The sequence below is a fragment of the Arachnia rubra genome, from assembly GCF_019973735.1.
GTDB classification, from domain to species: Bacteria; Actinomycetota; Actinomycetes; order Propionibacteriales; family Propionibacteriaceae; genus Arachnia; species Arachnia rubra.
On the sequence record NZ_AP024463.1, the window covers coordinates 3166714 to 3192436 of the forward strand.

At 65.1% G+C, this 25723-nt stretch carries 24 protein-coding genes; 10 read left to right on the top strand and 14 right to left on the bottom strand.

The annotated features are described in order from the left end of the window. Nucleotides 1-59: 59 nt before the first annotated feature. The 4 genes from SK1NUM_RS14400 to SK1NUM_RS14415 form a co-directional block, all read right to left on the bottom strand. Nucleotides 60-827 carry a HisA/HisF-related TIM barrel protein gene (locus SK1NUM_RS14400; protein WP_212323569.1) on the bottom strand — a complete coding sequence of 256 codons (768 nt, stop codon included), beginning with the start codon at nucleotides 825-827 and terminating at the stop codon, nucleotides 60-62. After that, entirely contained in the window at nucleotides 824-1444 is a 621-nt protein-coding gene (hisH, locus tag SK1NUM_RS14405) for an imidazole glycerol phosphate synthase subunit HisH (protein WP_212323570.1), read from the bottom strand. The genes SK1NUM_RS14400 and hisH overlap by 4 nt, the downstream gene beginning before the upstream one ends. A gap of 87 nt (nucleotides 1445-1531) precedes the next feature. Further along, nucleotides 1532-2752, bottom strand: a complete 1221-nt coding sequence (locus SK1NUM_RS14410) for a glycosyltransferase family 4 protein (protein ID WP_212323571.1) — start codon at nucleotides 2750-2752, stop codon at nucleotides 1532-1534. 1 nt (nucleotide 2753) lies between these two features. Next, nucleotides 2754-4601 (bottom strand): polysaccharide biosynthesis protein, encoded by a 1848-nt coding sequence (locus SK1NUM_RS14415; RefSeq protein WP_223927639.1) that lies wholly within the window; start codon nucleotides 4599-4601, stop codon nucleotides 2754-2756. Between the two features lie 227 nt (nucleotides 4602-4828). Between SK1NUM_RS14415 and SK1NUM_RS14420 the strand changes: the two genes are divergently transcribed. From SK1NUM_RS14420 to SK1NUM_RS14440, 5 genes are all read left to right on the top strand, one after another. Continuing rightward, the gene (locus SK1NUM_RS14420; protein ID WP_212323574.1) at nucleotides 4829-6364 is read left to right on the top strand and encodes a sodium-dependent transporter; all 1536 of its coding nucleotides are present in this window, start codon (nucleotides 4829-4831) and stop codon (nucleotides 6362-6364) included. Next, nucleotides 6361-6495 carry a methionine/alanine import family NSS transporter small subunit gene (locus tag SK1NUM_RS14425; protein ID WP_212323576.1) on the top strand — a complete coding sequence of 45 codons (135 nt, stop codon included), beginning with the start codon at nucleotides 6361-6363 and terminating at the stop codon, nucleotides 6493-6495. The genes SK1NUM_RS14420 and SK1NUM_RS14425 overlap by 4 nt, the downstream gene beginning before the upstream one ends. 40 nt (nucleotides 6496-6535) lie before the next feature. Continuing rightward, nucleotides 6536-8923 carry a transglycosylase domain-containing protein gene (locus tag SK1NUM_RS14430; protein ID WP_223927640.1) on the top strand — a complete coding sequence of 796 codons (2388 nt, stop codon included), beginning with the start codon at nucleotides 6536-6538 and terminating at the stop codon, nucleotides 8921-8923. Beyond that, nucleotides 8920-9834, top strand: coding sequence for a metallophosphoesterase (locus SK1NUM_RS14435; RefSeq protein ID WP_212323577.1), 915 nt, complete (start codon nucleotides 8920-8922; stop codon nucleotides 9832-9834). The genes SK1NUM_RS14430 and SK1NUM_RS14435 overlap by 4 nt, the downstream gene beginning before the upstream one ends. A gap of 119 nt (nucleotides 9835-9953) precedes the next feature. Next, nucleotides 9954-11255: an AAA family ATPase gene (locus SK1NUM_RS14440; RefSeq protein WP_212323579.1), complete on the top strand. Its 1302-nt coding sequence runs from the start codon at nucleotides 9954-9956 to the stop codon at nucleotides 11253-11255. Nucleotides 11256-11498: 243 nt separating this feature from the next. Here the strand turns inward: SK1NUM_RS14440 and SK1NUM_RS14445 are convergent, their stop codons facing one another. Continuing rightward, entirely contained in the window at nucleotides 11499-11951 is a 453-nt protein-coding gene (locus SK1NUM_RS14445; RefSeq protein ID WP_212323581.1) for a DUF6301 family protein, read from the bottom strand. 84 nt (nucleotides 11952-12035) lie between these two features. Here SK1NUM_RS14445 and SK1NUM_RS14450 point away from each other — a divergent pair, with 84 nt between their 5' ends. Together SK1NUM_RS14450 and SK1NUM_RS14455 are read left to right on the top strand one after the other, a co-directional pair. Then, a complete protein-coding gene (locus SK1NUM_RS14450; RefSeq protein WP_212323583.1) occupies nucleotides 12036-12626 on the top strand; it encodes an LURP-one-related/scramblase family protein in 591 nt (196 codons plus the stop codon). Nucleotides 12627-12724: 98 nt separating this feature from the next. Further along, nucleotides 12725-13114: a YchJ family protein gene (locus tag SK1NUM_RS14455; RefSeq protein WP_223927641.1), complete on the top strand. Its 390-nt coding sequence runs from the start codon at nucleotides 12725-12727 to the stop codon at nucleotides 13112-13114. Between the two features lie 100 nt (nucleotides 13115-13214). Here the strand turns inward: SK1NUM_RS14455 and SK1NUM_RS14460 are convergent, their stop codons facing one another. Continuing rightward, nucleotides 13215-16517, bottom strand: a complete 3303-nt coding sequence (locus SK1NUM_RS14460) for a hypothetical protein (RefSeq protein WP_212323589.1) — start codon at nucleotides 16515-16517, stop codon at nucleotides 13215-13217. Nucleotides 16518-16801: 284 nt separating this feature from the next. Here SK1NUM_RS14460 and SK1NUM_RS14465 point away from each other — a divergent pair, with 284 nt between their 5' ends. Both SK1NUM_RS14465 and SK1NUM_RS14470 read left to right on the top strand, forming a co-directional pair. Then, nucleotides 16802-17449: a type II toxin-antitoxin system VapB family antitoxin gene (locus SK1NUM_RS14465; RefSeq protein ID WP_212323590.1), complete on the top strand. Its 648-nt coding sequence runs from the start codon at nucleotides 16802-16804 to the stop codon at nucleotides 17447-17449. Further along, entirely contained in the window at nucleotides 17449-17811 is a 363-nt protein-coding gene (locus tag SK1NUM_RS14470) for a hypothetical protein (protein ID WP_212323591.1), read from the top strand. Before SK1NUM_RS14465 ends, SK1NUM_RS14470 begins: the two co-directional genes overlap by 1 nt. A 9-nt stretch (nucleotides 17812-17820) precedes the next feature. Here the strand turns inward: SK1NUM_RS14470 and SK1NUM_RS15550 are convergent, their stop codons facing one another. The 4 genes from SK1NUM_RS15550 to SK1NUM_RS14490 all read right to left on the bottom strand — a co-directional run bounded on the left by SK1NUM_RS15550 (nucleotide 17821) and on the right by SK1NUM_RS14490 (nucleotide 20348). After that, nucleotides 17821-18090 (bottom strand): trypsin-like serine peptidase, encoded by a 270-nt coding sequence (locus SK1NUM_RS15550; protein WP_212327869.1) that lies wholly within the window; start codon nucleotides 18088-18090, stop codon nucleotides 17821-17823. 57 nt (nucleotides 18091-18147) lie between these two features. Further along, nucleotides 18148-18573: a hypothetical protein gene (locus tag SK1NUM_RS14480; RefSeq protein WP_212323593.1), complete on the bottom strand. Its 426-nt coding sequence runs from the start codon at nucleotides 18571-18573 to the stop codon at nucleotides 18148-18150. A gap of 601 nt (nucleotides 18574-19174) precedes the next feature. Next, a complete protein-coding gene (locus SK1NUM_RS14485; protein ID WP_212323595.1) occupies nucleotides 19175-19654 on the bottom strand; it encodes a peptidoglycan-binding protein in 480 nt (159 codons plus the stop codon). Between the two features lie 235 nt (nucleotides 19655-19889). Continuing rightward, nucleotides 19890-20348: a peptidoglycan-binding domain-containing protein gene (locus SK1NUM_RS14490; RefSeq protein WP_212323597.1), complete on the bottom strand. Its 459-nt coding sequence runs from the start codon at nucleotides 20346-20348 to the stop codon at nucleotides 19890-19892. Between the two features lie 514 nt (nucleotides 20349-20862). On the opposite strand from SK1NUM_RS14490, the gene SK1NUM_RS14495 reads away from it, so the two are divergent. Next, nucleotides 20863-21657 carry a hypothetical protein gene (locus SK1NUM_RS14495; RefSeq protein WP_212323598.1) on the top strand — a complete coding sequence of 265 codons (795 nt, stop codon included), beginning with the start codon at nucleotides 20863-20865 and terminating at the stop codon, nucleotides 21655-21657. A 39-nt stretch (nucleotides 21658-21696) separates the two neighbouring features. Here SK1NUM_RS14495 and SK1NUM_RS14500 read toward each other — a convergent pair whose 3' ends face one another. The 4 genes from SK1NUM_RS14500 to SK1NUM_RS14515 all read right to left on the bottom strand — a co-directional run bounded on the left by SK1NUM_RS14500 (nucleotide 21697) and on the right by SK1NUM_RS14515 (nucleotide 25382). Next, nucleotides 21697-22410, bottom strand: a complete 714-nt coding sequence (locus SK1NUM_RS14500) for a type 1 glutamine amidotransferase (RefSeq protein WP_212323599.1) — start codon at nucleotides 22408-22410, stop codon at nucleotides 21697-21699. Then, the gene (locus tag SK1NUM_RS14505; RefSeq protein WP_212323600.1) at nucleotides 22407-23672 is read right to left on the bottom strand and encodes a Mur ligase family protein; all 1266 of its coding nucleotides are present in this window, start codon (nucleotides 23670-23672) and stop codon (nucleotides 22407-22409) included. Before SK1NUM_RS14505 ends, SK1NUM_RS14500 begins: the two co-directional genes overlap by 4 nt. Before the next feature lie 144 nt (nucleotides 23673-23816). After that, nucleotides 23817-24269 (bottom strand): hypothetical protein, encoded by a 453-nt coding sequence (locus SK1NUM_RS14510; protein ID WP_212323601.1) that lies wholly within the window; start codon nucleotides 24267-24269, stop codon nucleotides 23817-23819. 213 nt (nucleotides 24270-24482) lie between these two features. Continuing rightward, a complete protein-coding gene (locus SK1NUM_RS14515) occupies nucleotides 24483-25382 on the bottom strand; it encodes a C40 family peptidase (RefSeq protein WP_317988064.1) in 900 nt (299 codons plus the stop codon). Between the last annotated feature and the right edge of the window lie 341 nt (nucleotides 25383-25723).

Here is a 25723-nt window from a genome sequence, read left to right on the forward strand (position 1 = left end):
TCGTCGACGCTGCGCATGATGCAGTGGCTGCACTCCAGAACGGTCATCCTCAGCTCCTGTCAGTCGTTGATCTGCGGCAGGACGGCATCCAGTTCCTGCTCCGTCGGGTAGGTGATCAGAACCGCCCGGTGCGGGCCGTAGAAGGTGAACATCGACCCGGCCGCGACGGCGGCGGCCCCCGCGTCCAGGGCAGCGGCGAAGTGCTCGACCCTGCCAGCCCCGCCGTGCGCGATCACCGGAACCGGCACCGCGTCCGCGACGCAACGCACCAGGTCAAGGTTGTAGCCGCCCATCTCACCTTCGCGGGCCATGTCCGTGACGATCAGCTCGCCCGCCCCCAGCTCACAGGCCTGCCGAGCCCATTCGGCGGGTTCGAGGTCGAGGGGCCGTCCCCCGCCGCCCGGGAAGGGGCGGAACCGCTGCTGGTCGTCGACGCCGACGTCGATGGCGCCGACCACGGCCTGCCTGCCGTAGTTCTGCGCGGCCGTCGCGACGGTGTCCTGCGCGTCGAGCAGACCGGAACCGAAGATGACCTTCTCGACTCCCGCGGAGAGGATGTCGCGCACCTGGGAGTAGGTCTTGACGCCGCCGCCGTAGGCGAGGGGCATGAAGGCCTCGGTGGCGATGTCCTCGATCTGGGCGGGAGTCACCACCGGTTTTCCGCGCCGGGCGGAGATGTCGACGATCACCAGCTCGTCGATGCCCTTGTCGTTGAAGATCTTGACCGTGTTGATCGGATCGCCGATGTAGGTCGTCCTCCCGTATCCCCGGGTCTTCACGACGAAGCCGTCCAGCAGCTGCATCGTGGCTATCACTCGTGCTCTCATGCTCGCCATCCTGCAAATTCGGTCAGCACCGCCATGCCGAAACGGTGGGACTTCTCGGGGTGGAACTGCATTCCCACCACGGAGTCCCGGCCCACGACCGCGCTGAAGCCCACCCCGTAGGTCGCGCGGGCCCAGGTGATCCCGCCTTCGTCCAAGGGCGCGAAGTAGGAGTGGGCGAAGTAGAAGCGTCCCGGATCGGGAAGGGCGAAACCGCCGTTCTCGACGGAATGGACGTCCCTCCATCCCATGTGCGGGATACGCCGGTTGGTCACGTGATCCGCGAACGCCTCGCAACGTCCCGGTATCAGACCCAGGCCGGGGAGTTCGCCCTCGGAACTGCCCTCCAGCAGCATCTGCATCCCGAGGCAGATTCCCAGGAGGGGTTTCCCGGCGGCCGCATGGTCCAGGACCGCGTCGGCCATCCCGGATTCCCGCAAACCGGCGATTCCCGCGTCGTAGGAGCCGACCCCGGGAAGGATCAGGTGGTGCTGAGCCGCCACCTCCTCGGGGGTGGAGACCAACACCGGGACGGCGTTGATGTAACGCAACATGTTCATCACGGACCCTAGGTTTCCCACACCGTGATTGACCACACCGATGGCAGCGGCCTGCGTCATGTACTGAAGCCTTTCCAGACCGGCGGACGCCCGGTCCTCCGTAAATCTACCACTGTGAAGCGACGACCTAGCCCGTCATCGCGGGGCTCAGAACCGCCCGCCCAGCACGTCCAGGAACTGCCTGGCCAGCACGGGCATCGCGTGGTGTTCACGCACCCAGGCCACGGACAGCTCCCCCAGCCTGGTTCTCTCCTCCGCGGGCAGGGCGACGGCCTGCCTGATGGCGCGGGCGATGTCGGCGGGGTCCTCACCACGGGCGCGGATGGTGGAGCCCGCGTAGACCATGGGTGAGTGCTCGGACGCGAAGGCGTTGATGATCGGGACCCCGGTGGCCATGTAGTCGAAGATCTTGTTGGCCGAGACCCCGAAGGTGTACAAGGGGCTGGTTTTCGATCCGATGTAGAGGGCATCGCACAGCTTCAGCGCCTCGTGCACCTGCGACTTGGGAATGCTGCCCGCGAAGATCACGTGCGCCCCGGAGTCCCTGGCCTGCTTCTCCAGGTCGGTCCGGTACAGGCCGTCGCCGAGCAGCAGCGCGGTGACGGGTTCGTCGCGGATCAGGGCCATCGCGGAGACGAAATCGTCCATGGCGTTGGCGTTGGTCATGCCGCCCGCGTAGCCGATGACCGCGCGCCCACGCTCGTGGAGGTCCTCGACCTGCGACGCGAAGGACTCAGGCGCGGGCTCGTGGGGGGCGTCGCTCTCGATGCCGTTGGGAATCGGGATCACGGGGGTGATGATCCCCAGCGACCGGACGTGGGGCTCGGCGTTGGGCAGGATCGACACGATGGCGTCGCTGTTGCGGTAGGCCGACTTCTCCGCCTGCGCCATCGCCCACATCAGCGGATGCCTCGGCGAATGGCCGCCGAGTTCGATGGGGGTCAGCGGCCACAGGTCGTGGATCTCGTGGACCAGCAGCGCTCCCGACGCCTTCGCGATCCGCTGCGCCAGGTAGGTGTCGAAGGGGTAGGTGGAGGACGCGATGACGGCGTCGGGCCGGACCTCGCGGGCGATCCGCCGGGCGGCCAGCCAGCCGCGGCCCGCGAAGTCCACCATGCTCAGCACCCGGCCGATGCCGTTGCCGTCGTAGGTGCGGGTCCGGATGAAGCGGAACTCGACCCCATCGATCTCCATGGGCTTGAGGGGTTCGGCGTCCGGGAAGTTCTTCTTCCGCAGGTGGCTGTAGGTGCCCGCCAGCAGGACGGTTTCAGCGCCCAGCCTGGCCCACTGCGTCGCCATCGCGTGGCAGCGGTACTCCATCCCCAGGGTCGGGGATCCGGCGTAGTGGTCGATGTAGAGGATGCGCATGTCAGGACTCGGGACGTTCCAGGTTGATTCCGTCGAGGCCGGAGTGGGCCAGTTCCTCCGCCAGCCGCGCGGCCTCCTCGGCGTTGCGCTGGTGGGTCAGCTTGGTCAGCGACTCGGGGTCGGAGCCGTCGACGGTCGCCAGGAGCACCGGGTCGAGGGCGGGGACGCTGACCCGGCTGATCATCTCGTGCGAGGTCGGGGTGCGGGACTCGTCGTCGCTGAACAGCACCTCGTGCATCTTCTCGTTGGGGCGCAGGCCCGTGAAGATGATCCTTACGTCCTTGCCGGAGCGCTTGATGAGGTCCTTGGCGACGTCCAGGATCCGCACCGGCTCGCCCATGTCCAGGACCAGGACGTCGGCGGGCTCGCCGATGGCGCCGGCCTGGATGGTCAGCTCGCACGCCTCGGGGATGGTCATGAAGTAGCGCGTGATCTCGGGGTGGGTGACCGTGACGGGACCGCCCTGCTCGATCTGACGGGTGAAGGTGTGCAGCATCGAGCCGCGCGAGCCGAGCACGTTGCCGAACCGCACCGACAACCAGTTGCGGCCGGTCTTGCCGGCGTAGAAGGCCGTCAGCTCCTCGGCGAGGCGCTTGGTCTTGCCCAGCACCGACGTGGCGTCGGCGGCCTTGTCGGTGGACACGTTCACCAGGCGCTGGACGCCATACTTCTCGGCGGCCTGCAGCACGTTGAGGGTGCCGACGGTGTTGGTCTTCCAGCCTTCGAGGGGGTACTGCTCCAGCATCGGGAGGTGCTTGAGGGCGGCGGCGTGGAACACCACGTCGGGGCGGTGGTCGGCGAAGACCTTGTCGAGGGCCTCGACGTCGCGGATGTCGCAGAGCACCATGTTGGGGGTGTCGAGCAACCCCTGGTTATAGATGGATAGCTGGGTGCCGTGCAGCCCGGACTCGTCGCGGTCCAGCATGACGAGCTCCTTGGGCCCGAAGCGGTGCACCTGGCGGGCCAGCTCGGAGCCGATGGAGCCGCCGGCCCCGGTCACGAGCACCACCTTGCCGGACAGGTAGTCGGCGATCTCCCCGAGGTTGGTCTTGATCTGGGCGCGGCCCAGCAGGTCGGTGACGTTCAGCTGGTGCAGGTCGCCCAGGCCCACGCGTCCCGAGACGAGGTCCTTGGTGGACGGCATCACGAGGGTCTCCAGGCCGGCCCCGTCGGCGAGCTCGGAGATCTCACGCATGAACGTGCGGTCCGCGGTCGGGATGGCGACGATGAGCTTCTCAACGCCGTGCTGGCGCGCGATGGCGACGATCTGCTCCCGGTTGCCGAGGACCTTGGCGCCCTGGATGTGCAGATTGCTCTTGGCCGGGTCGTCGTCGATGTAGCCGACGATCTCGTACGGGGCGTCGGGGTCGTAGGCCAGGAGACGTCCGAGCTGCTGGCCCGCGTTGCCCGCGCCGTAGACGAGGACCGGCTCGCCGTCCTCGTGACGCTGGGCGGAGCGGCTGACGGTGCGGAACAAGAACCGGCCCGCAGCCATCAACACCAGCGCCGCCAGGGGCACGGTGAAGGTGACCACCCGCGGATAGCCCGAGGGGGCGAAGAAGACCGAGAAGACACCGAGCACCAGCCCGATCCCGAGGGTGATCAGGGCCAGGAGGGCCGACTCCTCGAACGAAGCGATGACGTGACGGCCACGGTAGAGCCTCGTCAGCAGGCCGACGACAACCTGCAGGACGACGGCCGCGACGGCGTACTGGATGACGAACTGCGTCTCCGGCCGGGCCAGCGTGAAGGTGTAGCGCGCGAAGACAAGAGCCATCGCGGCGACGCACCAGCTCGCTCCGTCCCACAAGGCCAGTCCGGCTCGGAGGAGACCGGTTCGGGTGGTCATGGTTCGCAAAACTCCTCCTGAAGGACGGTCGACGTGGCTGAAGTCTAGCGCTGCACCCCCTCGCACCTCCCAACCGGCGGAGCCGGGAAACCGGGAAGGCCACGGTGCCAGACCATCATGGTCCGGCCGGCCGGTGCGACCAAATTATTGGACGGTCCTCCTTATCAGGGCGCTTTCGTAATAGGTTTCAGGCCCTAAGTAGTTTTTATTACCCGGAGCTGGATCCAATGGAAAAGCGTGCGCCCAAGCAGGAGAGCTTCAACTCCCGCAACTATTTCATCCTGGCGGCCATCGGGTCGGCCGTGGGGCTGGGCAACATCTGGCGCTTCCCCTACGTGGCCTATTCGAATGGCGGCGGGGCCTTCATCCTGCCCTACCTGATAGCGCTGCTCAGCGCGGGCATCCCGCTGCTGTTCTTCGACTACGCCATCGGGCATCGCTACCGCGGCTCGGCTCCGCTGGCGCTGCGGCGGCTCGGGAAATGGACGGAGACACTCGGCTGGTGGCAGGTGATGGTGTGCTTCGTCATCGCCCTCTACTACGCGGCGGTCGTGGCGTGGGCCGGGATGTACACCATCTTCAGCTTCACCCAGGCCTGGGGCAGCGACCCGAAGACCTTCCTGATGCAGGACTTCCTGCACGTGGCCGAGACCCCGGGCGTCGGCTTCGACTTCGTGCCCTCGCTGGTCATCCCCATGGTCGTGGTGTGGGCGGTGACGCTGATCACCATCGCGCTGGGCGTCAACAAAGGACTGGCCATGGCCAACACCGTCTTCATGCCGCTGCTGGTGGTCATGTTCCTGATCCTGGTGGTGCAGTCGCTGTTCCTGCCCGGCGCAGCCGATGGGCTGAACGCCCTGTTCACCCCCGACTGGGGCGCCCTGGGCAACCTAGGGGTGTGGGCTGCGGCCTTCGGGCAGATCTTCTTCTCCCTGTCGGTCGGTTTCGGCATCATGACCACCTACGCCTCCTACCTGAAGCGCCGCACCGACCTGACCGGCTCCGGGCTGGTCGTCGGCTTCGCGAACTCCGGTTTCGAGCTACTGGCCGGCATCGGCGTCTTCGCGGCTCTCGGGTTCATGGCCCAGGCCTCGGGCCTGGGGGTCAATGAGGTCGTCGACAAGGGCCTGACCCTGGCTTTCGTCGCCTTCCCGACGATCATCTCTCAGGCACCCCTCGGACCGCTGATGGGCGTGCTGTTCTTCGGCTCGCTGACGGTGGCGGGCATCACGTCGCTGCTGAGCATCGTCGAGGTCCTCGCCTCCGCGGTGCGCGACAAGCTGGGCATCCCCAAGGTCCGGGCGACGCTAGCCATTGGCATTCCGCTGGCAATCATCTCGACCGCTCTGCTGTCCACCACCACGGCGCTGTACTTCCTGGACATCACCGACGAGTTCGTGAACAAGTTCGGCATCCTGGCGGTCGCTTTCGCCTGCGTGATCGCGGTGGCGTGGATCGTGCGCAAACTCCCGGTGCTGAGCCGTCACCTCGACCGGTTCTCCAGCTTCCGGACGGGTAAGGCGTGGGTGGTCTTCATCGGGGCTATCGTGCCCGTGGCGCTGGGGTCCATGCTGGTCACCGAGTTCCTCGACAAGATCGGCAAGCCCTACGAGAACTACCCGCTGTCGCTGCTGGCAGTCTTCGGCTGGGGCATGGCCGCGGTGCTGATCGTCGCGGCCGTGGTCCTCACCCTGATCCCCTGGCGGCGCAGCATCACAACCGACTTCGACGAGCACGACAACGAGCACGAGGTGTCCGAATGAGCATGCCAGCCATCGTCATGATGATCGTCGCCATCGCCGCCCTGTGGGGTGGGCTGGTGGCGGCCACTGTGAATCTGTTCCGCCGCCCCGACCTGTCGGCCCAGGACGACGAGATCTCGCAGGGCGCGTGACGAAAGAGGACTACCCCCAGACTCACGTAAACTTTGGGCCATGAAGACGCGGGAGCCGAAGAGCAAGGCCTACTCGATTGGGATGTTCCTGGCCATCAGTGTGCTGTGCGGGATACTTATGTCCGGGCTGGCCTTGCCGCTGGTCGCCCTCGTCGGAGGCTTCACAAAGACGGCCGCCGACTCGATGCAGTACCTGCCGGCCGAGTTCCAGACCCCACCGCAGTCGGAACGCTCCCGCATCTTGATGTCCGACGGGTCGGAGTTGGCGACCTTCTTCGAGGAGAACCGCACCTATGTCTCCCTTGAGCAGATCTCCCCGCTGATGCAGAAGGCGCAGATCGCCATCGAGGATCACCGCTTCTACGAGCACGGCGCCATCGACATCCAGGGCCTCGGACGTGCGATCGTGCGCACCCTGTCGGGCTCCACCCAGGGCGCCTCCACCTTGACGCAGCAGTACGTGAAGCTGGTCCAGGTCGAGACGGCCAGGGACCGCGGGGACGAGGCGGGCGTGCAGGCAGCGCAGGCGGTCAGCATCGAGCGAAAGATCCGCGAGATGCGCTATGCCATGGCGGTCGAGGAACGGTTCAGCAAGAACGAGATCCTGGAGCGCTACCTGAACATCGCCTACTACGGCGACGGCGCCTACGGGGTGGAGGCCGCCGCGCACCACTACTGGGGCATCAGCGCCAAGGACCTGAGCCTCGCCCAGGCCGCGATGCTGGCGGGCATCGTCCAGAACCCCGTCGCCTATAACCCGGTGAAGTTCCCCGAGAAGGCCATCGAGCGCCGCAACCAGGTGCTGCGGCGGATGGCCTCCGCCGAGGTGGGCGCGGTCACGAAGGAGGAGGCCGACGCCGCCATCCAGGAGGGCTTCGACGCCTCCAACGTGCAGGCCACCCCGAACGGTTGCACCGCCTCCCAGTTCCCGGTCCTCTGCGACTACGTGGTGCGCACCCTGGTCTCCGACCAGATGGCATCGCTGGGGTCCACCACCGAGGAGCGAACGAACCGGCTGAAGCGCGGCGGCCTGACCATCAACACCCTCATCGACCCAAAGGCGCAGCAGGCCGCGGAGGACGCGGTCGCGAAGACCGTCGGCCCCACCGACCCGGTCTGGGGTGGTTCGGTGCTGATTCAGCCGAGCAGCGGGCTGATCGTCGCCATGGCGCAGAGCCGCACCAAGCTGGGCAGCGGCGAGGGCGAGACCTGGCAGAACGTCAACGTGTCCACGCAGTACGGCGGCATCGAGGGCTTCCAGGCTGGCTCGACGTTCAAGCCGTTCGTGATGGCGGCTGCCCTGAAGGACGGGGTGGGGACGAACACCACCTTCAACTCCCCGAAGCAGATGCAAGTCAAGGGGATGAAGTTCAAGAACTGTGAGGGCACGTTCACGTCAGGCTCGTGGGATCCGAAGAACTACGACGGGGACTACGGCACCATCGACATGCTGAAGGCAGCCCAGAAATCGGTGAACACCTATTTCATCCAGCTGGAGGCCAAGGTGGGCATCTGCGCCTCCATCGACATGGCCCAGCAGCTCGGGGTGAAGCTCGCTGACGGGACCGACATGCGCAGCATGGCGAGCTACCCATCGTGGGTGCTGGGCACCTCCTACGTGACGCCGCTGTCGATGGCCGAGGCCTATGCCACCTTCGCGAACCGCGGCACGCACTGCAACCCGATCATCCTTGAGAGCGTCCAGGCCAAGGACGGCAACAAGATCGAGGTGCCGTCGGCCGACTGCAAGCAGGTGCTCGACCCCGAGGTAGCCGACGGCGTCAACTACGTCCTGTCGACGGTGATGACCCAGGGGACCGGCCAGCCGGCGCAGCTGGCGGACCGCAGGCCCACGGCGGGCAAGACCGGCACCACCGACGACGCCATGTCGGTGTGGTTCGCCGGGTACACCCCCGACATGGCGGGCATCTCCTTCATCGCCGTCGACAACATCAACTCGTACTATGAGAACCACAGGAAGAGCCTGGACGGGCAGCGGATGTCGACCGGCAGAGTCCTGCGGGGTTCAGGCGGCGAGGACGCGGGCACCATCTGGCGCACCGCGATGGGCGCCGCGCTCCAGGGTAAACCGGCAACGGAATTCGGCGCCCCGAGCCAGCGGGTGCGGGAAGGCGACAAGGTGCAGGTGCCCAACGTCACGGGCATGGAGTATGACCAGGCGAAGCAGACCCTGGAGGATGCCGGCTTCACCACCGCCGACCAGCCGGTCTACAGCGCCTCCCCGGCGGGGACCTACCTGAAGAAGATCAGCCCGTCGGGGACTGCGCCGAAATCCTCGACCATCTACATGTACGTCTCCCAGGGTCCGCAGCCGACGACCCCGCCAACGGTCGTGCCGCCGAGCGCGGCCCCGTCCGATCCAGGAGCCCAGCCGCCCGCCCCAGCTCCCACGGATGGTGAACGTTGATCCCCCCTTTCCGGGTGGCGAAGGGGCTCGCCGCAATCGCGGCGGGCTGCTTCGCTTGGGGGCTGGTGGAGGCCACGCGATTCCAGGTGCGTCACGTCACGGTGCCGGTGCTGCCCGCGGGTGGCTCTGAGCTGCGGGTGCTGCATCTCAGCGACGTGCACCTGCTGCCCAGCCAGCAGCTGAAGCTGAACTTCCTGCGGTCGCTGGCGGAGTTGAAACCCGACCTGGTGATCAACACCGGCGACAACATCGCCAGCGACACCGCCATCGTGCCGCTGATGTCGGCGCTGGGCCGGCTGCAGGACGTGCCGGGCGGGTTCGTGTTCGGCTCCAACGACTACCACCGGCCGGAGTTCAAGAACCCGTTGCGCTACGTCACGCGGGGGCGCTCCGAGGCTTCGGAGGCACCGGAACCTCTGGCGACGGAGCAGCTGCGGGCAGCGCTGACCCGCAGCGGCGCGTGGCATGACCTGAACGACCGGCGCGCCATCGTCGAGGCCGGCGGGTATCGCATCGAGATGCGCGGCACCGACGACGCCCACCACGACCTGGACCACTACCCCGCTGTCGCTGGACCGCCCAGCAGCGGCGTGGACCTCAGCCTCGGCGTCACCCACGCCCCCTACCGCCGCATCCTGGATGTGATGACGGCCGACGGCGTGGAGCTGATCCTCGCGGGCCACACCCACGGCGGCCAGGTCTGCGTGCCGGGTTTCGGGGCGCTGACCACCAACTGCGACCTCCCAGCCGACCGCGTCAAGGGGCTGTCCGAGCACCACACCGAGGGACACCACGCCTGGCTGCACGTCTCCGCTGGGATCGGCACCTCGCCTTTCGCGCCGTACCGTTTCGCCTGCCCCCCGGAGGTCACGCTGCTGACCCTGGTCGGGGCTCAGGGGTCCGGCAGCTGAGATCCCATCGGTAGCCGCCGCAACGCACCCTTCGACAAAAATCAGGCATGACGGCTCTTTTTTATCCATTTTCGGGAGAATTTCTTCCAAAACAGCCCTAGTTCGCATACTGTTGGTGCATGCTGTTGTCGTTCACCGTCGAAAATTTCCGCTCTTTCGCAGAGCCTGCCACGCTGGCGATGACGCATCTGAAGACCGTGACGCCCCGGGCAGGCACATCCTGGGAGGATGCGACCGAGCGTGTCGCCGCGATCTACGGCGCCAATGCCTCTGGCAAGACGAACCTGCTGGATGCGATCTGCATGCTCTCGCTGGCATTGCGCTCACCCGGCGTCCCGTCGCTGTGGCAGCCGAACGCCGCCAGCTCAAAACAGCCTGTCACCTACTCCATCGACTTCCTGGCGGACGGGATCCGCCACAGCTATGAGCTGGAGGTTCTGGACTGGGGGATCGGCCGTGAGGTCCTCTACTCCTACCCAAAGGGCAGCCGACGCTTGGTCTTCGCGCGCACACAGCAGGAAGGCGAAGAGGCGGGCAAGCTTGAGAAGGGGGCATCCCTGACGGGCCCCACCGCATCGGTGTGGCGCATCACCAAACCCCGCGCGCTTTTTCTGGCCACCGCTCGCAAGTATGGCCACGATGTCCTGGCACCGGTCGCCAACGCCCTGGCTGCCAGCGTCGGCATGGATTTCATCGCCTTTCGCGACCGCCAGGACGAAGATGTGCTCCGTCGCGCCCTGTACGAGATGCTGGAGGACCCAAGCCAGGCGGACCTCATCTCAGCGCTCTTGCGCGCCGCCGATGTGGGAATCCAAGGCATTGCGATCGAGGCCGAGGAGGTGCCATCTGAGGTCATGCAGACAGTCCGCCGCCTCATCGAGGCCTTCCGAGAGGATGATGAGCCGCTGCCAGAACTGCCGCCCAGCACACGCGACGTGGTCACCTTCAGCCACGAGGGCGAGGACGGAAAGACATTCTCGCTACCCATCCGCCGCGAGAGCGCCGGGACGATTACCTGGCTCACCACAGCCTGGCACGCGCTCAATGTGCTACGCCACGGGACGTTGCTGTTGGTTGACGAGCTGGACGCTAGCCTCCACCCGGGATTGGCACGCTATCTCGTCCAGCTTTTCCTGGACCCCCAGATGAATCCTCACGGTGCGCAGCTGATCTTCACCACTCACGATGTCTCGCTGCTCGGCAACTCCCCCACCCGGCTGCTGGAGCCCCGCCAGGTCTGGTTCACCGAGAAGGACCGCTCGGGCCGCTCGGAGCTGTTCTGCCTGGATGATTTCGATAACCGCGCCCAGAACAACAATGAGCTGCGCTATTTGGCGGGCAAGTTCGGCGCCATCCCAGTCATCGATGAAGTTCCGCTCCTCAACTTCATCGAATCCAACCTTGTAGCAGCCAATGCCTAAAAACCGCAAACAGCGGTCCACAAAAAAGACCGTGCTGATCGCCACCAATGGCCTGGTGACTGAACGCACCTAAGAGTGAAATGCAATTCCTATTGAGGATCTGCCGCCATCTCCTGGAAGCGGGATGCCCCACCTTGTGAAATCACTCGGCCTGATCTAGCAGGTCTCCGACAAGACGTGGATTGCTGGCATCATTCACCTCGTGGCTGTGATGGCAATGCACTTCAATAGCACCGGGGTTGATCACTCGTAGATGAACGCGCCTTGAGGTGTGAAGAAGGTCAGGAGGATCAGGTCTGAGCCGCCGACTATCTCGCCGACGCAGCCGCCTGGCAGCCGCCAGGTGAGGGTGGGGTCCTCATTCAGGTCGACGTGGAACGGCCTGCCCCATGCCTGGGTGCCGGCGGCCTCGTAGGAGGCGAACAGGTCGTTCAGCCTGGCGGTGTTCTCCGCGGACTCGGTCTCGGGCGTGAATAGGGGGAAGGAGATGTTGTGGATGCCGCCCGACTTGCCGCCGAACAGCACCACCCGCCTGGATCCGGCCGGGAAATCGACTATGAACTCCCAGGGCCTGTCGGTCGGCAACCATCCGAGCCCAGCCGCCGCGTCCCGGAACCCGTCGAGGTCAAGCGGCCAGGACAACCCGGCTAGCTGATCAGCCCACGCCACGAAGTCTTCAGCACTCAGCGGGTTCATGACCCCTCCTTGGGACCGGACAGCCAACCACGACGCCCCCTGCGCCACTGTATCTTGACCAGGGCGTGTCCTTACACTGGTTACATGGTCAAGTCGACGTCTCTCTTGAATCATGATCTCCTCGTCGTCCAGCAGACCCGCGCCGGTGCCTCCACCGAATTCAACATCGAGGATGCCCAGGGAGCGCTGATCGGCCTGATCAGCTGCACGCAGAAGAGTGGTGTCCGCCAGTTCTTCGGAGGTGCCCGGGAGTTCGACCTGCTGGAGGCCGACGGTACCCGTCTGGCACATCTCAGCGACGACCGAAAGATCTGGCGGGACACCTATACGCTGCTGCGGGCGGACGGCTCCCAGCTGGCGACCGTGAGCAAGCAGGCAAAACTCTTCTCCCGCCGGATCACCACCACGCTCACCACCGGAGAGGAACTCCTGGTGGAGAGCAAGGGCAGCTTCTCCGATCGTGAGCTCAATATCACCAGCAACCGCAGCGGGAACGTCGTCGCCCAGGCCAGCCGGGAGCGAGTCGGCTTCGCCGAGGCTCTTCGCGGACATGACCGCTACGTCCTCCACGTCCCATCGCTCTCCCCAGAGCTGCGACTGGCCATCCTTGGAACGGTGGTGGCGCTGGACATGATGCGAGCCAAGGAAGAGGCAGCAGCAGCGAGCAGCAACTGACAGCTGGCCTTTCAGCCACCATGGGAAGACGGGGCCGCGGAGGTCCTGTCAGTGGACACCGGCCGGAACTTTGGCCGGAAACGGTGGATACTGGGACAGTGAGTGATCCGACTAACATCTGCCCCTGCGATACCGGCCGCCCCTACGAGACGTGTTGCGGTCCGATCCATGAGGGCCGGCCTGCGGCAACCGCGGTCGCACTGATGCGATCACGGTACAGCGCCTACGCACTCGGCCTGACGGACTACCTGCTGGAGACCTGGCATCCGAACACCCGACCCGAGACGATCGATCCTGAACCCGACTTGCGATGGACCGGCCTGATCATCGAGCACAGCGGAGCCGGCAAAGCCTGGGACGACGAGGGCATGGTCTCGTTCTCCGCCAAATGGCGGGAGGACGGCCAGATCGGCGTGATGCGTGAGGTCAGCTCCTTCCTGCGGGTCGACGGCCGCTGGTTCTACGTCAACGGCATACCCCACACCTGAGATCCCCTTCCCCGCCGGCACCCCACCGATGGGCGGCCCGCCACAGCACCCCCAGGGGAAGACGAGCCTTTGACGGATCCCGCCGATGAGGGCGGGGCCTCTACAGGGGTGCGGCGTTGATCTCTCGCGCCCACGCCACCACCGCCGGCAGCGGATGAGAGCGGGCGGCCCGCAGCCGTGCCCGCCACATATCGCCCCATCCCGACTCACCGCCCGCGTGCCTCAGCAGGGCCAGCGCAACGGCACCGCCGACGGCGTCGCCGCGTCCCAGCAGCTCGTCGATGACGACCGCGAGGTCGGCCCCCAGCTTCATAGCCTGCAGCTCCGTCACCACCTCCCAGGTGATCCTCAGCACCTCGTGGGCACGCAACGGATCGGACACGGCCCCGGCGAGGGCAGCCAGGTCGGCCAGCGGGTCGGCCCAGTTCGTGGCGGCCAGCAGCACCCGCCAGTGCTGCTGGGCTGCATGCGGGAACGGCGCCAGCACCCTCGCCAGCTCCTTGAGCTGGGCTCTGTGCTCCATGCTGCGTCGCGGCCTGCCGGAAATGAGCGCGGAGATCACGTCCTCCAGCAGGCGCTGGTGGGCGAGGTCCTCCGTGGCGGTGTCCGACTCATCTGCCGCGGCCACGGCGATCCCGGCCACCGCCACCAGCAGCAGGCCCCAGCGCAGCCCCGACCCCACCCCTCCCAGGGCCTCCACCGCCGCCTTGCGGACGGGGATCTCAGGCGAGTCGAGCAGCTCGACGATCCGGCTGGTCACCTTCGGGGTCCAGAACCCCCAGCCGGGCAGGGCGAGCACCAGCTCCGGATCCGGGGAGGCCGCCACCAGGACCTCGCCGAACCGGCCCCGGTGCCGGAGCGCCATCAGCGACGGGGCGATACGCGCGAGGACGAGAGCCTCGTCGCGGCCACCCGCGGCGGCCTCAGCCAGCGCCTCCCAGGCGCGTTCCTCGTCAAGGACCTCGACCAGGCTGGCGGTCGCCGCAAGCCGCACGTCGCGGTGCGTGCTGAGGTCCAGGGCCAGGTCCGCGAGAGTCTCCACGGCCCCCGGGCAGTGCAGGCGGGCGATCTGCCGCACGGCGAGCTTGCGGATGCCGACCTTCCGCCATGTGTCGGCGGCCACGACGGCCAGGGCATTGGCCGTCTCGACGGGCGGCAGCTCATCGATGACGCGGGTGGCGGCCTTCATGGCGACGGTGGCCAGGCCGCTATCAAGCAGCTCCAGGAAGTCGGTGAGCGACCACTCCACCGCCGGCGAGCGCAGCGCCGCGACCAGTTGCGCCTCCTGGATCTCAGGTTCAGCGTCACCGGGCGTGAGCACGCCGGGCACGAGCCAGGGAAGACGCCGCAACACCTCGACCGCCGCGAAACGCTGCCAGCGGGACTGGCTGCTGGTCTCGTCGGCTATCAGCCGGGCGAGGTCCAGCGAGTAGGGACGGCTCTGTTCGGGCAGCCAGCCCGTGAACGGCCCAGGCGCCAGCGCCACATAGGGGGTGTCGCCGTGCAGCCGGCCGGCGACCGGGGTCTTGCGGTGGAGGAACCCGGCCAGGTCCGGGCGGTGGCGGCAGATGCTCTCCTGAACATGCCTGAGGGTGACGAAGGACGGATCGAGCCTCAGCAGCGCCCCCAGGCGTTCCCCGCGGGTCCTGCGGGGACCCAGCCAGATCTGGGCGGCGGTCTCCAGCATCGCGCGGTCATGCGACTTCAGGGCACGGCGCATGATGCCGCTGATCTCCGGCAGGTCGTACCGCCTGGGGCCAAGGAGCGCTGCGAGTCCCTTCGCCAGCTGGTACTCGTCGCGGTCGGCCTCAGCCTTCATGGTCTCCAGGAAGCCCGCCGCCAGGATCTTGCCGGCGGCCGCCGGGATGGGCAGGGGCACCGGGATCCTCGTCCGGCCGGCGGTGGCGGAGCAGGGGTCGGGCAGGGCCTCCAGCAGCGCAATGGCCTCCTGGAGGTCCCCGCCCTGCTGGGCGCGGTGGATGACCAGCCGCCAGAGCGCACCCCGCAGATACGCGAAGGTCGCCGGCGACGTGTCCCGGGCGGCAGCCAGCATCGCCGCCAGCTTTCCGAGACGTTCACCCGCAATCCGGGCAATGATGTCGCCGCTGGCGACCGCAAGCGCCGATACGGCCGTATTGCGCACTGGGTCCTGCTCGGTCACCAGGTCGTCGATGTGGGCGAAGGCGATAGTGATCGCCTGGGGTTCACGGCTGTGCAGCGCGGCGGCGAGGATCGCATACCAGGCGGCGCCGCGCTCGTCGCTGTTGGTGGAGTTCAGGAAGGGCCCGGCGACGGCGAGGGCCTCGCCGGGGGCGAGGTGGGCGGCAAGCCTCAGCTGGTCCTCCCAGCCCTGGTTGGTGGGCATCGCCGCCATGCGGGCCGCCTCGGCCTCCCGCAGGTCCTTGGGCATGACGTCGAGCAGCTCCCCGTCCCATTCCCGGTTCCGCAGCTCGACGTCCTCGTAGGCGTCGGCGAAGGCCTGGGCGCGTTCGCTGGGGGCCAGCGCCCGCAGGTACGCCGCCATCGCCTGGTCGTCGGTGCGTTCGGCCCGCAGGATGGTGGCGCGCTGCTCCCGGTTTAGGAGTTGGAGACGCCTGCCCACCTGCCGGCGGAGACGCTGCGCATCCCAGGGGTCATCGAAGACGGTGGCGGCCAGGACCTGGACCATCTCGCCGGGGGCTGCGGCCAGCAGCGGCCCAGCGACGGCGTAGAACGGCTCGGGAAGCCCCTGCGACCTCTCCACCTCCGCGAGAAGCAGCGCGAGCTCCCGGGGCCGGCTGTGCGTCAGTCTCCTCAGGGCCGGAGCAGCCCACCGCCAGGCAGCGGCACGCCGGTCGGCCGGGGCGTCGGTGACGCGGCGGCGCAGCTCGGCGAGAAAGACGTCAGGATGCCGCTTGGCGAGGGAGGCCAGGTTCGGCACCAGGTCCCCCAGCTCAGGAAGATGCTCCGCGACCGTCGCGGAGTCGCAGGCCACCAGGAGGCTGGCGCGCTCCCGGTCCGTGATGGGAGCCGTCAGGAGCGCTGCGGCCAGGTCGTGGTGGCGTTCGTCGATGAGACGGCGGCGCAGGCGTCGCCGCTCCCCGACCGGGCATACCACGTACTGGGCGGCGAATGCCTCGGGATCGCCGGCGTCGAGGGGCAGTGAGTTCACGGCGCAGAGCCGGACGCAGCGCGAGGGATGGGCGCTGAGGGCCCGCAGCCGGGGCTCGTCGCCCAGCGCCCGGGCCGCGACGACCGCCAGCAGGGCGTAGTAGTCGGATTTGCCGGTCAGGGCGTTGAGCAGCACCGGCAGCCTCGGGTCGTCGGCGTGCGAGCGGACGAGTGTGACCACGCGATGCACCCGCTCGGAGTGCGACGCGACGGGCAGGCTGCGGATCAAAGCCGGCAACGAGGGCAAGGGCACTCGCTGAGGCTATCGGATCCCCCGGCATATCGGGTTGCCGGTCTCTCTCATGGGCGAAGCGTGAATTGGCCAAACCCAATCCCAGGCTCAGATCCTTGAAGTGCCCGGCGTTTTGTGGACAGTGGCGAAAAGCCGGAGCTGTGGCCGACGCGGAGCAGGTGCTCATTACGGCCGCCGTCGGGGCAGATGTCCCCGATTTCCCGGCCGCTCAGCGGTTTCAGGTCGAGGCAGGCGTCGTCCACCAAGAGGCGTAACCTCTCTGGATCAGGTCGTATTGTTTATCCATGGCGCTCAATATCAAGAAACAGCGGGTCTGCAACCTGGCTCGTGAGGCTGCTGAGCGCTTCAACACCACCCAGGTCGAGGTCATCGAGAAGGCCCTGCAGAAGCTGCTCCACAGTGAGGAGCAACGCAGAAAAGAACGCTACGAGCGGACCATGGCGGCTGTGGATGCCATCCATGCGAGCACGACTGATGAAGTCGCAATGGTTGAGGCCGAGCTCAAATTGATCTTCGAGCGTTATTTGCATGAATCCCCGGATGGTAGCTGGCATGTCGATGTTCAGGCTGTTCGTGCGGATGGAGCCCCTGAGGCCGAACTGCGTCGAATCGCTGACGGCTTCAACTCAGTGCTGGGTAAGGCCGTTTTCCCTGAGGGGGACGACAACGGGTTGGGTGATCAAGGTGTCAACCCGGAATATGCGTTCGGGCCAAGGGAGTGGGCTGTGTGCACCCTTGACTACGTTGTTCCTGGTGCGGGTGAAGGTCTGTTGGGAGGAGGAGTCTACGCTTGGCTCAAGAAGGGCAAGTACGCGAAAGTCGCCTCTTTCTTACTGCGTGCCGTCGCTCCGAGGATGCTTCTGGGCGGAGGTGTCGGATTGGCCGTTAACCTCGCTGTTGGTGCTAGCTGGTGTTGGATAGGCAAGAACTGATGACAATTCCTGAGAAGTCTGTTCCTGGTCCCCTCAAAGTGGCGGTGTTCCTGAAGCTGGGAGCGGTCCGCCTGGCGATGGTGTTGATCGTCTTCCTCATCTTTTGGGGTACCGGATGGGTTCCGGTGGCGACGGCGGCTCAGATCGCTGGATTGCTGGGTCTGGTGGTGCTCGGGATGACAGGGTATGAGGTGTTCGTTTCGTCGGCGGACCGTCCGGGTACCGGCTTCGTGATTGTGACCTCGGTGCTCATGGTGGTTTGCTTCGCTTTCCCGCTGTGGGGAACGGAACAGCTCTGGCCCACAGTCCTCAGCTCAGCGACCACCGGATTGCTGCTGACTCTCCTGCACCGCCATCGGTAGTTCACCTGGTCAAGCTGAGGACACGTAGCCTCCGATTGCCGGGACCGGCTGAGGGTCGGTCATCATGCGGGCTGCCTTGGCGGTTCCATAGGGACGCTCAGCTCCATTTGCGCCCGAACTGTACTCTAGATCGAAGTTCCAGCCATCGTCATTGTAGATACAGTGGCCTGCGGTCACGAGGGTATCGGGAGATACGAGCCATCCTGTGCAGTGTTGAGTTCCATTGTCCTTGTGCAGGTAGACGATGACGCGATTCGGGAAAGCGGTGGTGTTGGTAATGTGCCTACGACCGTCCTTCTATGCCACATCGCGCAGCCTACGTGAAAAATACCTCGATTATCGCGCTTGGACGGTGAAGTCCTGTGCGAAATCTTCATTTTTCGGCACCTCGACGGTGACGCTGGTCTCTGCGTACAGTTCCGAGTCGCAAGCGATAATCAAGATCTGCGACCCCGATGGGATAGCCATATCGAACTCTCCCTCAGCGCCACTGACGATCGCGTACTCCTTAGAGTCCCCTTCGATACGGATGAGGCAGCCTGCCACCGGGGCACCGCCCTCATTCACCACTCGCCCCAGCAGGCGCGATCCCCGGGGCGATGGCTGGGGGCTGTCAGTATCGCTGAACGGAGACGCACTCGCCGTCACACTGTCTTCACCCGACGGGCCGGCCTCAGCAGGCACGCCCCCAGAACAGGAGACCCCTAGCACCGCTGCACCCAGAGAAGCAATCAATAAAACCATCCGTCGAAAATCGCCCATCTGTCACCTCCTTAAATTTCGGGGATCTGCCAAAACCCACAAACCTCACGCTCTGCCACAGGCCCGGCACACCCCCTTCCCAGCAAACCACACAACACCTCACACCTTGAGGTTCATGCAAAACTATCATCGCGCCAAACAGAACACCCAACCAGAACAAATTTGACCAGTATTTCTAATGAACTTTCTAGGCCGCTCGATAGTCATTTCCTATCCTTCGATATAGAAAATCCGGCGAAATTAGACGAGCAACCGGCTGAGTCAGGAAACGGGCGACCCAGCCAGCTATTCATCAACATTAATAGTGATGACGAGCCAGTTCCTCCTGAAATGCTGCGATAGCCGGCCAAGGACCATCCAGGACACCGTCTATCGTCAGGCCATAGTGACCTTGCAGGGCACGAATGGCGGTGGAACCCATCAAGCCATCCCGGAGCGCATCAAGCTAGTACTGCATCACATCGACGACCTGAGATCCGGCCCCTTCCCCACCACATGCGCGGAAAGGGGGCGTTGACCGACTGCATGTGTCGTGGTCCTTCCACACACCGACGGGGAGAAGGACCGAGCCTGGGGAAGGGGCCGGAAGTTGGGAGTGCTGTCAGTCGCCGTAGCCGCTGACAGCGTTCAGTTCTGCCTGGAGTTTCTGGATGGTCAGGGATGGGCCGTCGAGGACCCCGTCCTGCGCCACCCCGTAGCGGGCCTGCAGGGCAGAGATCGTGGCAGGCCCGATCAGGCCATCCACCCCGGCACCCACCATCTTCTGCAGAGCGGAGATCGTGGTCGACCCGCCTGCACTGCCATCTGGCTGCCAGTCCCAGCCGCCGGCCAGCGCCGGATTCGAGTCAGCCTGGGAGGCCGGCTGGCTGTCGACCCAACCCGTCTGTGACAGACCGAAATGCCGCTGAAGCGCCATCGTGGTGTCGGATCCCCACCAGCCGTCCGTCGCCAGCGGGGCAGCGTTGGCGGGAGTCGCGCCCAGCATGTTGGTGGCGGCCAGCACACCCATCGCGGGCACACCGACGGCAGCCGTGGTGAGCACCTGCCGACGAGACATTCCAGGTCGTTTCTCAGTAGTCATTTCTTCTCCTTGAAATAAGAATCCTTAAGGGTTGCCATGTGAGTCTCATCTTTGAATTTGACTGACCCAAATAGCCTCCTAGTTCCCATTCACGATGAGGCATTAGCAATCACCTCTTTATGTCGATCTCTTGCGATCTAGTTTCCCAGAAAACGGTTTTTCAGCAAATAATGACAGCTCAACCTCCCAGCAAAAAGCATGCTGTTCCGCCAGAACCACGCGCCCATTGTCATCATTAGTATCTACCGAGATGTATCTTCATTTCCAAGAGGGTGAGACGATCAGCTCGGCCTGATTGCAGAATTCGATGCTTCTTCTGGTACTCGTGAGTCGCATCAATTGTTTCTTGACCGACGTAACCATCATCATTCACACCCAACTTTGACTGGATGATCCCGACACAGCGCATCAGCTCGCCCTGTGTCTGCGGCCCAGCCACACCGTCTTTTTCAAGCCCCATCCTATCCTGGAAGTCCCTCACGCCATAAGAAGTTCTCGGGCCGAAGACACCGTCTACATCAGAGAAATTCAAGTGAGCCAGATACGCCAGATCTTTTTGAATCTCAGTAACGCTCATCTCTTCAGCACTAGCTTGAGGGATGTTTAATGCTGTCAGCGCAACTCCTGCAACCCCGATGGGCGCCACAGCAAGCAAGGATCGGCGAGACATTCCAGGTCGTTTCTCAGCAGTCATTGTCAGTCCTTTCAAAGGTGTTTTACAGGTGCACGCAACCCAGGGGGAAACGATTGCAGATTTGGGAGGGAATGCAGGAAACCCCCGGGTCACGAGCACAGGGTTTTCATGACAGGCCATCACGGACATGCCAGCCACATTGCATCCGGCAATCAGCCACCGTCAGACTCCCGCTGACCTGGCCTGTCCCGGACACCGGCACCATATCGGCCATTCAGTTGTACGAATCCTGTTACGTACTGCGACACATCAGGCGGGTGCCCGTGGTTCCGTCAACCGCGGCTTCCGCACCGGCCTTCAAGAGAAGTTTGCTATTGCAACTTCATGCGACCACACTAGGAGACGTGGGAGCAACCTTCAACCCCCAGAACCGGTGTTTCTCAATCTTCACTCGGGCTGAGCTGGGTTTCAGCCCCATCACATGGGGCTGAAACCCAGTCGAAAAAATTCTGAGAAACTCTACTGACGGGCTGTTGCCACCCCGCATGGATGCGAGCGTAAGGAGAACGACCTCATGAGCGAACCAGCACGAAAGACTCCCCTGTACGTCACGATGGAGGAACCCATCACGATCGGCATGCTCTGCCGCTGTTTCCTGGCCCTGCTGGTCGGGGGTCTCCTCGGCTTGAGCCTGTTCACGCTCGGGGCACAGCTCGACGCCAAGGAGGTGGATTCCTCCGCGGTCGCCTGCGTCGTCCTCGGCTGTTTCCTCATCCCGTCGATGGCGAGTTCGGAGGACACCGCGCACCCGGCGGTGCTGTTCTCGGTCGGCACCGGTGCCCTGCTGGTCTGTCTGCCGCTGTCCTTCACGAACCCAGCGCACTACCTGCTGCCGTGGCTGGGAGGCGCCGCATTCCTCGGAGGCGGGACGGTGCTGTTGATCCGCTTCGCGAATCCCAGCTCGACGCCTGGCGGCCACACCCCGACTCTGGGGGAACACGCCTGGTCGGCGGTGGCGGGCCTCCTGGGCGGCCTGCTGGCCTACCTGCCTCTGATGGTCCAGAATATGGCCACCAAGCTGACTGGCGGCAGAGCCGAGGCTGAAACCGTGGGAGCCATCCTGCTGCCCTGCGTCCTGACGATAGGCGCGACGGTACTCGTGTTCTACCTGATCGCCATGCGCAGCTGCCTGGGCATCTTCATCATGGTGGCCAGCTGCCTGACAACGGCTGTAGTGGTCAGCAGCGCCAAGCAAGACATCCTGGGGGCGATGGTGTTCGGCATGACCGCGATCTCCGCGATAGCACCGCTGCTCGGACCCGGACCGGTCGAGCCCCCAGTCCTGAGGATCCAGGCGCTCCCCGACTGAATCCTCCGGCCGCTCCTGGACGCCGGAGGCGCGGCGACCTCACCGGGGCCGCGACGCGGCCGTCCGGTGCGCTTTCTCGGTGATCTCGTCGACGGGCAGCGGCCCCAGCTCCACCGTCATGCCGCGGCGTTCCAGGGCCTTGGCTATCAGGAAGTCCGCGATCCTCGGGTTGGCGGGCAGCACCGGGCCGTGCAGATAGGTGCCGATCACGTTGTGGTAACGCAGGCCCTCCTGCTGGTCCTCGCCATTGTTGCCGGCGCCGCGCAGCACCTTCCCCAGGGGCTCGCTGCCGGCGTCGACGTAGGTGCGGCCGGAATGGTTCTCGTACCCGACGACCTGGCCGAACTCCGGGGATTCGAGGGTGACGTTGCCGATGAGCCGGTCGGTGCTGGCGTGAGTGTCGAGGGGCAGGATGCCGGCTCCTTTGATGACCTTCCCCTCGCCGGTGACGAAGGTGCGGCCAAGCAGCTGGTACATGCCGCAGATCAGCAGCATGGGCGCCCCACCCTCGACCAGCTCCCGCAGCGCGTCGATATGCCCCTGGAGGTCCTCCTGGATCTTGTCCTGCCCAGCGTCCTGGCCGCCGCCACCGAGGAAGATGTCACCGTCGAGGCCGGTGGGATCGCCAGGGTTGTGGTCGACGATCTCGGCGTCGACGCCCCGCCATTGGAGCCGCTTCTGGAGCACGCGCGCATTCCCCCAGTCGCCGTACAGGTTCATGTCGCGCGGGTAGAGCTGAACGATGCGGATCATGCCGCCTCCTGACCGAGAGCCAGGCCGGACATCAGCTTCCGAAGCGCGGTCATGGCGGTGTAGGTGGTGTAGATGCGCTTCGGCTTGCCCGGGTTGAGGGCGGCGAAACGGTCGAGGGCCCGCTGTAGGTCGGCCTCGACTCCACCGACGGGGACATCGTCGTAGGCCAGGCGCAGCGCCATCCCGTCGGCGCGGGTCCCGGTGACCAGGGCGACGGAGTCGAGCGGGGTGAAGTCGACGTCCCACAGCCAGCTGATGTCGCGGCCGTCGGCGTAGTTGTCGTTGATGGCGATCATGTTGTCGGCCTTGCCGTCGGCGAACGACAGCAACGACAGCCTGAAGCCGCTGGGATTCTTCACCAGCACCAGCTCCATCGGGGCGCCCTTGTAGGTGATGGTCTCACCACGCCCGAAGGCGGGCCGCACGTTCCCGAGGGCCGCCAGGAGTGTGTCCGTCGGTACCTTGTCGCCGACGATCTGCCGCACCAGCGTAAGGGCGGCGGCGGCGTTGATGAGGTTGTAGACGCCATTCAGCTTCATCTCGACGACGTGGTCCGCCCCGTCGATCTCGTAGGTGGCGCGGTGCCCGTCGATGGCCTTCAGCAGCACGTCGGCGCGGGCCTCGTGGTTGGCGCGGGCCTGACCGCCCTTGAGGGTGTCGTCGGTGGGCATCAGCGCCAGCAGCTCGTCGGTGGTGCCGAAGTAGACGGCCTGAGCCGTGGCCCGTTCCCGCAGCCGGTAGACGCGCGGGTCGTCGCGGTTGAGGACCACCCTGTCGGTGACAGCAGCGGCGTTCTTGGCGAGCATCTCGGCAGCGGTGTCGATCTCCCCGAAACGGTCGAGCTGGTCGCGCATCACATTGAGGAACAGGCTCATGCGTGGTTTCACCTGCCGGACGAAGTGCACGGCCCAGGCCTCGTCGAGTTCGAGGACGGCGATGTCTGCGTCGAGTTTGCCGCGCCAGTTGACCAGCGGCAGCAGCTCGGAGATCACGCCACGGGAGAAGTTGGAGCCGGTGCGGTTGGTGAACACCTTGTAGCCGACCGCCTGCAGCACCTCGGTCACCACCTTGGTGGTGGTGGTCTTGCCGTTGGTGCCGGAGACCAGGATGACCCCCTCCCGGAGGGGCTCCAGGGTGCGTTTGAGGTATCCGTGGTCCATTCTCTCGACCACCAGCCCGGGCAGGGCCGACCCGCTGCCTCGAAGCCGGGCCACTTGTTTGACGATTTTCCCGATCATCGTGCTGATGGTGTGACGAGGCATGAGGGGAATCCTAGCCGCTCGGCGGAAGTCCCAAGCCCGGCGGTCACGGCCAGGAGACAGACGGCGGCGTGGCCAGGGACTCACCCCGGCCACGCCATCCTCCAGCTTTGCGGCTTTTCTCTAGGCCTTTGAATCTATGGTGACTCACTCACCTTCAGGGTCATCGGAGGGTTCTTCAGGCTTTGGCGTCTCGGCCTGCTCGGTCCTGCGGCCGACGACGTCGCGGCCCTTCTCGCTGAGCTCCCTGAAGCCGCGGTTGATCTCGTCGACGAACCGGTCCAGGTGGCTGCCCAGCTGTTCGAGGAACTCCCTGGCCCCCGGGGACTCGACGTCCGGGTGGGTCTTGGCGTACTCGGCGCGCTGCTCGTCGTAGAAGGCCTTTGCCCTCTCCCCGACGAGCCCGGCGAAACCTGCGACGGCGTAGGCGGCGTCCGTCGCGAACTTGATGGTCGTCTCGCCGAGCCGCTCGGCGTTGGTCTTGCCCTGCCCGGCCTCACCGGGCACCACTTCTCCCTCCAGGGGCTCGGCCTGCCCAGGGCTGACCTGCTGGTCCTCGGGCCTTGGGGCTGCCTGGTCGTCGTGCTGTTCCTGGCTCATTGCATCCTCCATATCCATGCTGCGTCCACACTGCCTATTCCAGTGTGACCGTTGTAGGCCGCGGGACAAGGGGGCACCTCCCTGACTCGCCCCTGTCTCGAAAGACCTCACGGACAAGGGACCACCCGGCTCTGGGCTCTAGGAGTCACGCGCCAACTGGTGGTGGGGCCAGATGGCCCCACCACCAGTGAGATTACGCGCCGCGGGAAAGAGTCAGAACTTCCCCTCGTTGAGTGCCTTCTGCAGCGCCATGATCGAGGAGGACTGTTCTGAGAGAACGCCGTCCTGCGTGGTTCCGAAGTGGGCCTGTATGGCGGTGATGGTGCCTGGGCCGATCAGCCCATCAGCGGCAGCGCCGACTTTCGCCTGCAGTTTGCTGATCACGTCAGCCCCCATGGCCTGACTGTCGGAAACCCACTGCCATCCAGTGGTCAAACCAGGGTTCTGTTTCTTCCATGACTCGGGCTGGCCTGGAACCAGTCCATCAGCCGTGAGCCCGAGCGTCTCCTGGAGTTTCTGGGTGGTCGCGCTCCCCCAGTAACCATCGACGACCAAAGAACCATCCGAGGCAACACCGCCGCTGCTACCAGTATCACTAGGTGCACCACTGTAATCGAGCCCCGGGACAAGACCACCGTCAGTCCATCCTGGGTCATTATTGTAAATTCCTACCGGATAGCCATAATTACGTGCCTCACAGTAAGTTCCATCACCACAGGAAATCCCGATGTGCCCAGGCATGTACATGATGGCTCCCGGAGTGGCCCTGGCCTCTTCAAGCCCAGCGCTCAAACAGGCATTGATCTGTTCCCCAGAGACGCGCGGGAAGGAGATCCGAAGCTGGGAAAGCGACCACTGGACCAGCCCAGAGCAGTCAAAGCTAGACGGCCCAGCTTCACCCCAGATGAACGGGCATCCTGTCTTACTCTCCGCCATTTGGAGGAAATCTGCCCCTGAGGGCGATGCGGCAGCCGGAGTCGCTCCAGCGAGGTTGAGAGCTCCCAAGACTCCCATCGCAGGAGCACCAATGACGAGAGTGGATAGAATACTCCTGCGGGACATTTGCGATTGCACGATTCTCATTAACACTTCCTTGTCCGTTAAATGACCCATGGCCGCTGGACTCTTCCCCGTACAGACCGACCCCCTGTACGGCACCGAATCTCACGACGCTTTTGCGAGCCTAACACCAGGGAAAGTCATTCTCTAAGGAAGCTTCAGGATTCAGCAATCCGATGCCTCGGAGGCAAGCACGACGCTCGACATCACTAGGCACCGCCCATCTATCTGGAACCCAGTCTTGACCTGTAATGGCCTGGCAGGGCTTCTCACATACGACCCGGCCGGCCACCTGCGTCCGTCACCCCAGACAGACCACCACGATGCAACGGACCAGTCCCCCGTCGAGAACTTGCGTCACCATATGAGGCGCCGGGTCGCCTGACCAAGCTTTC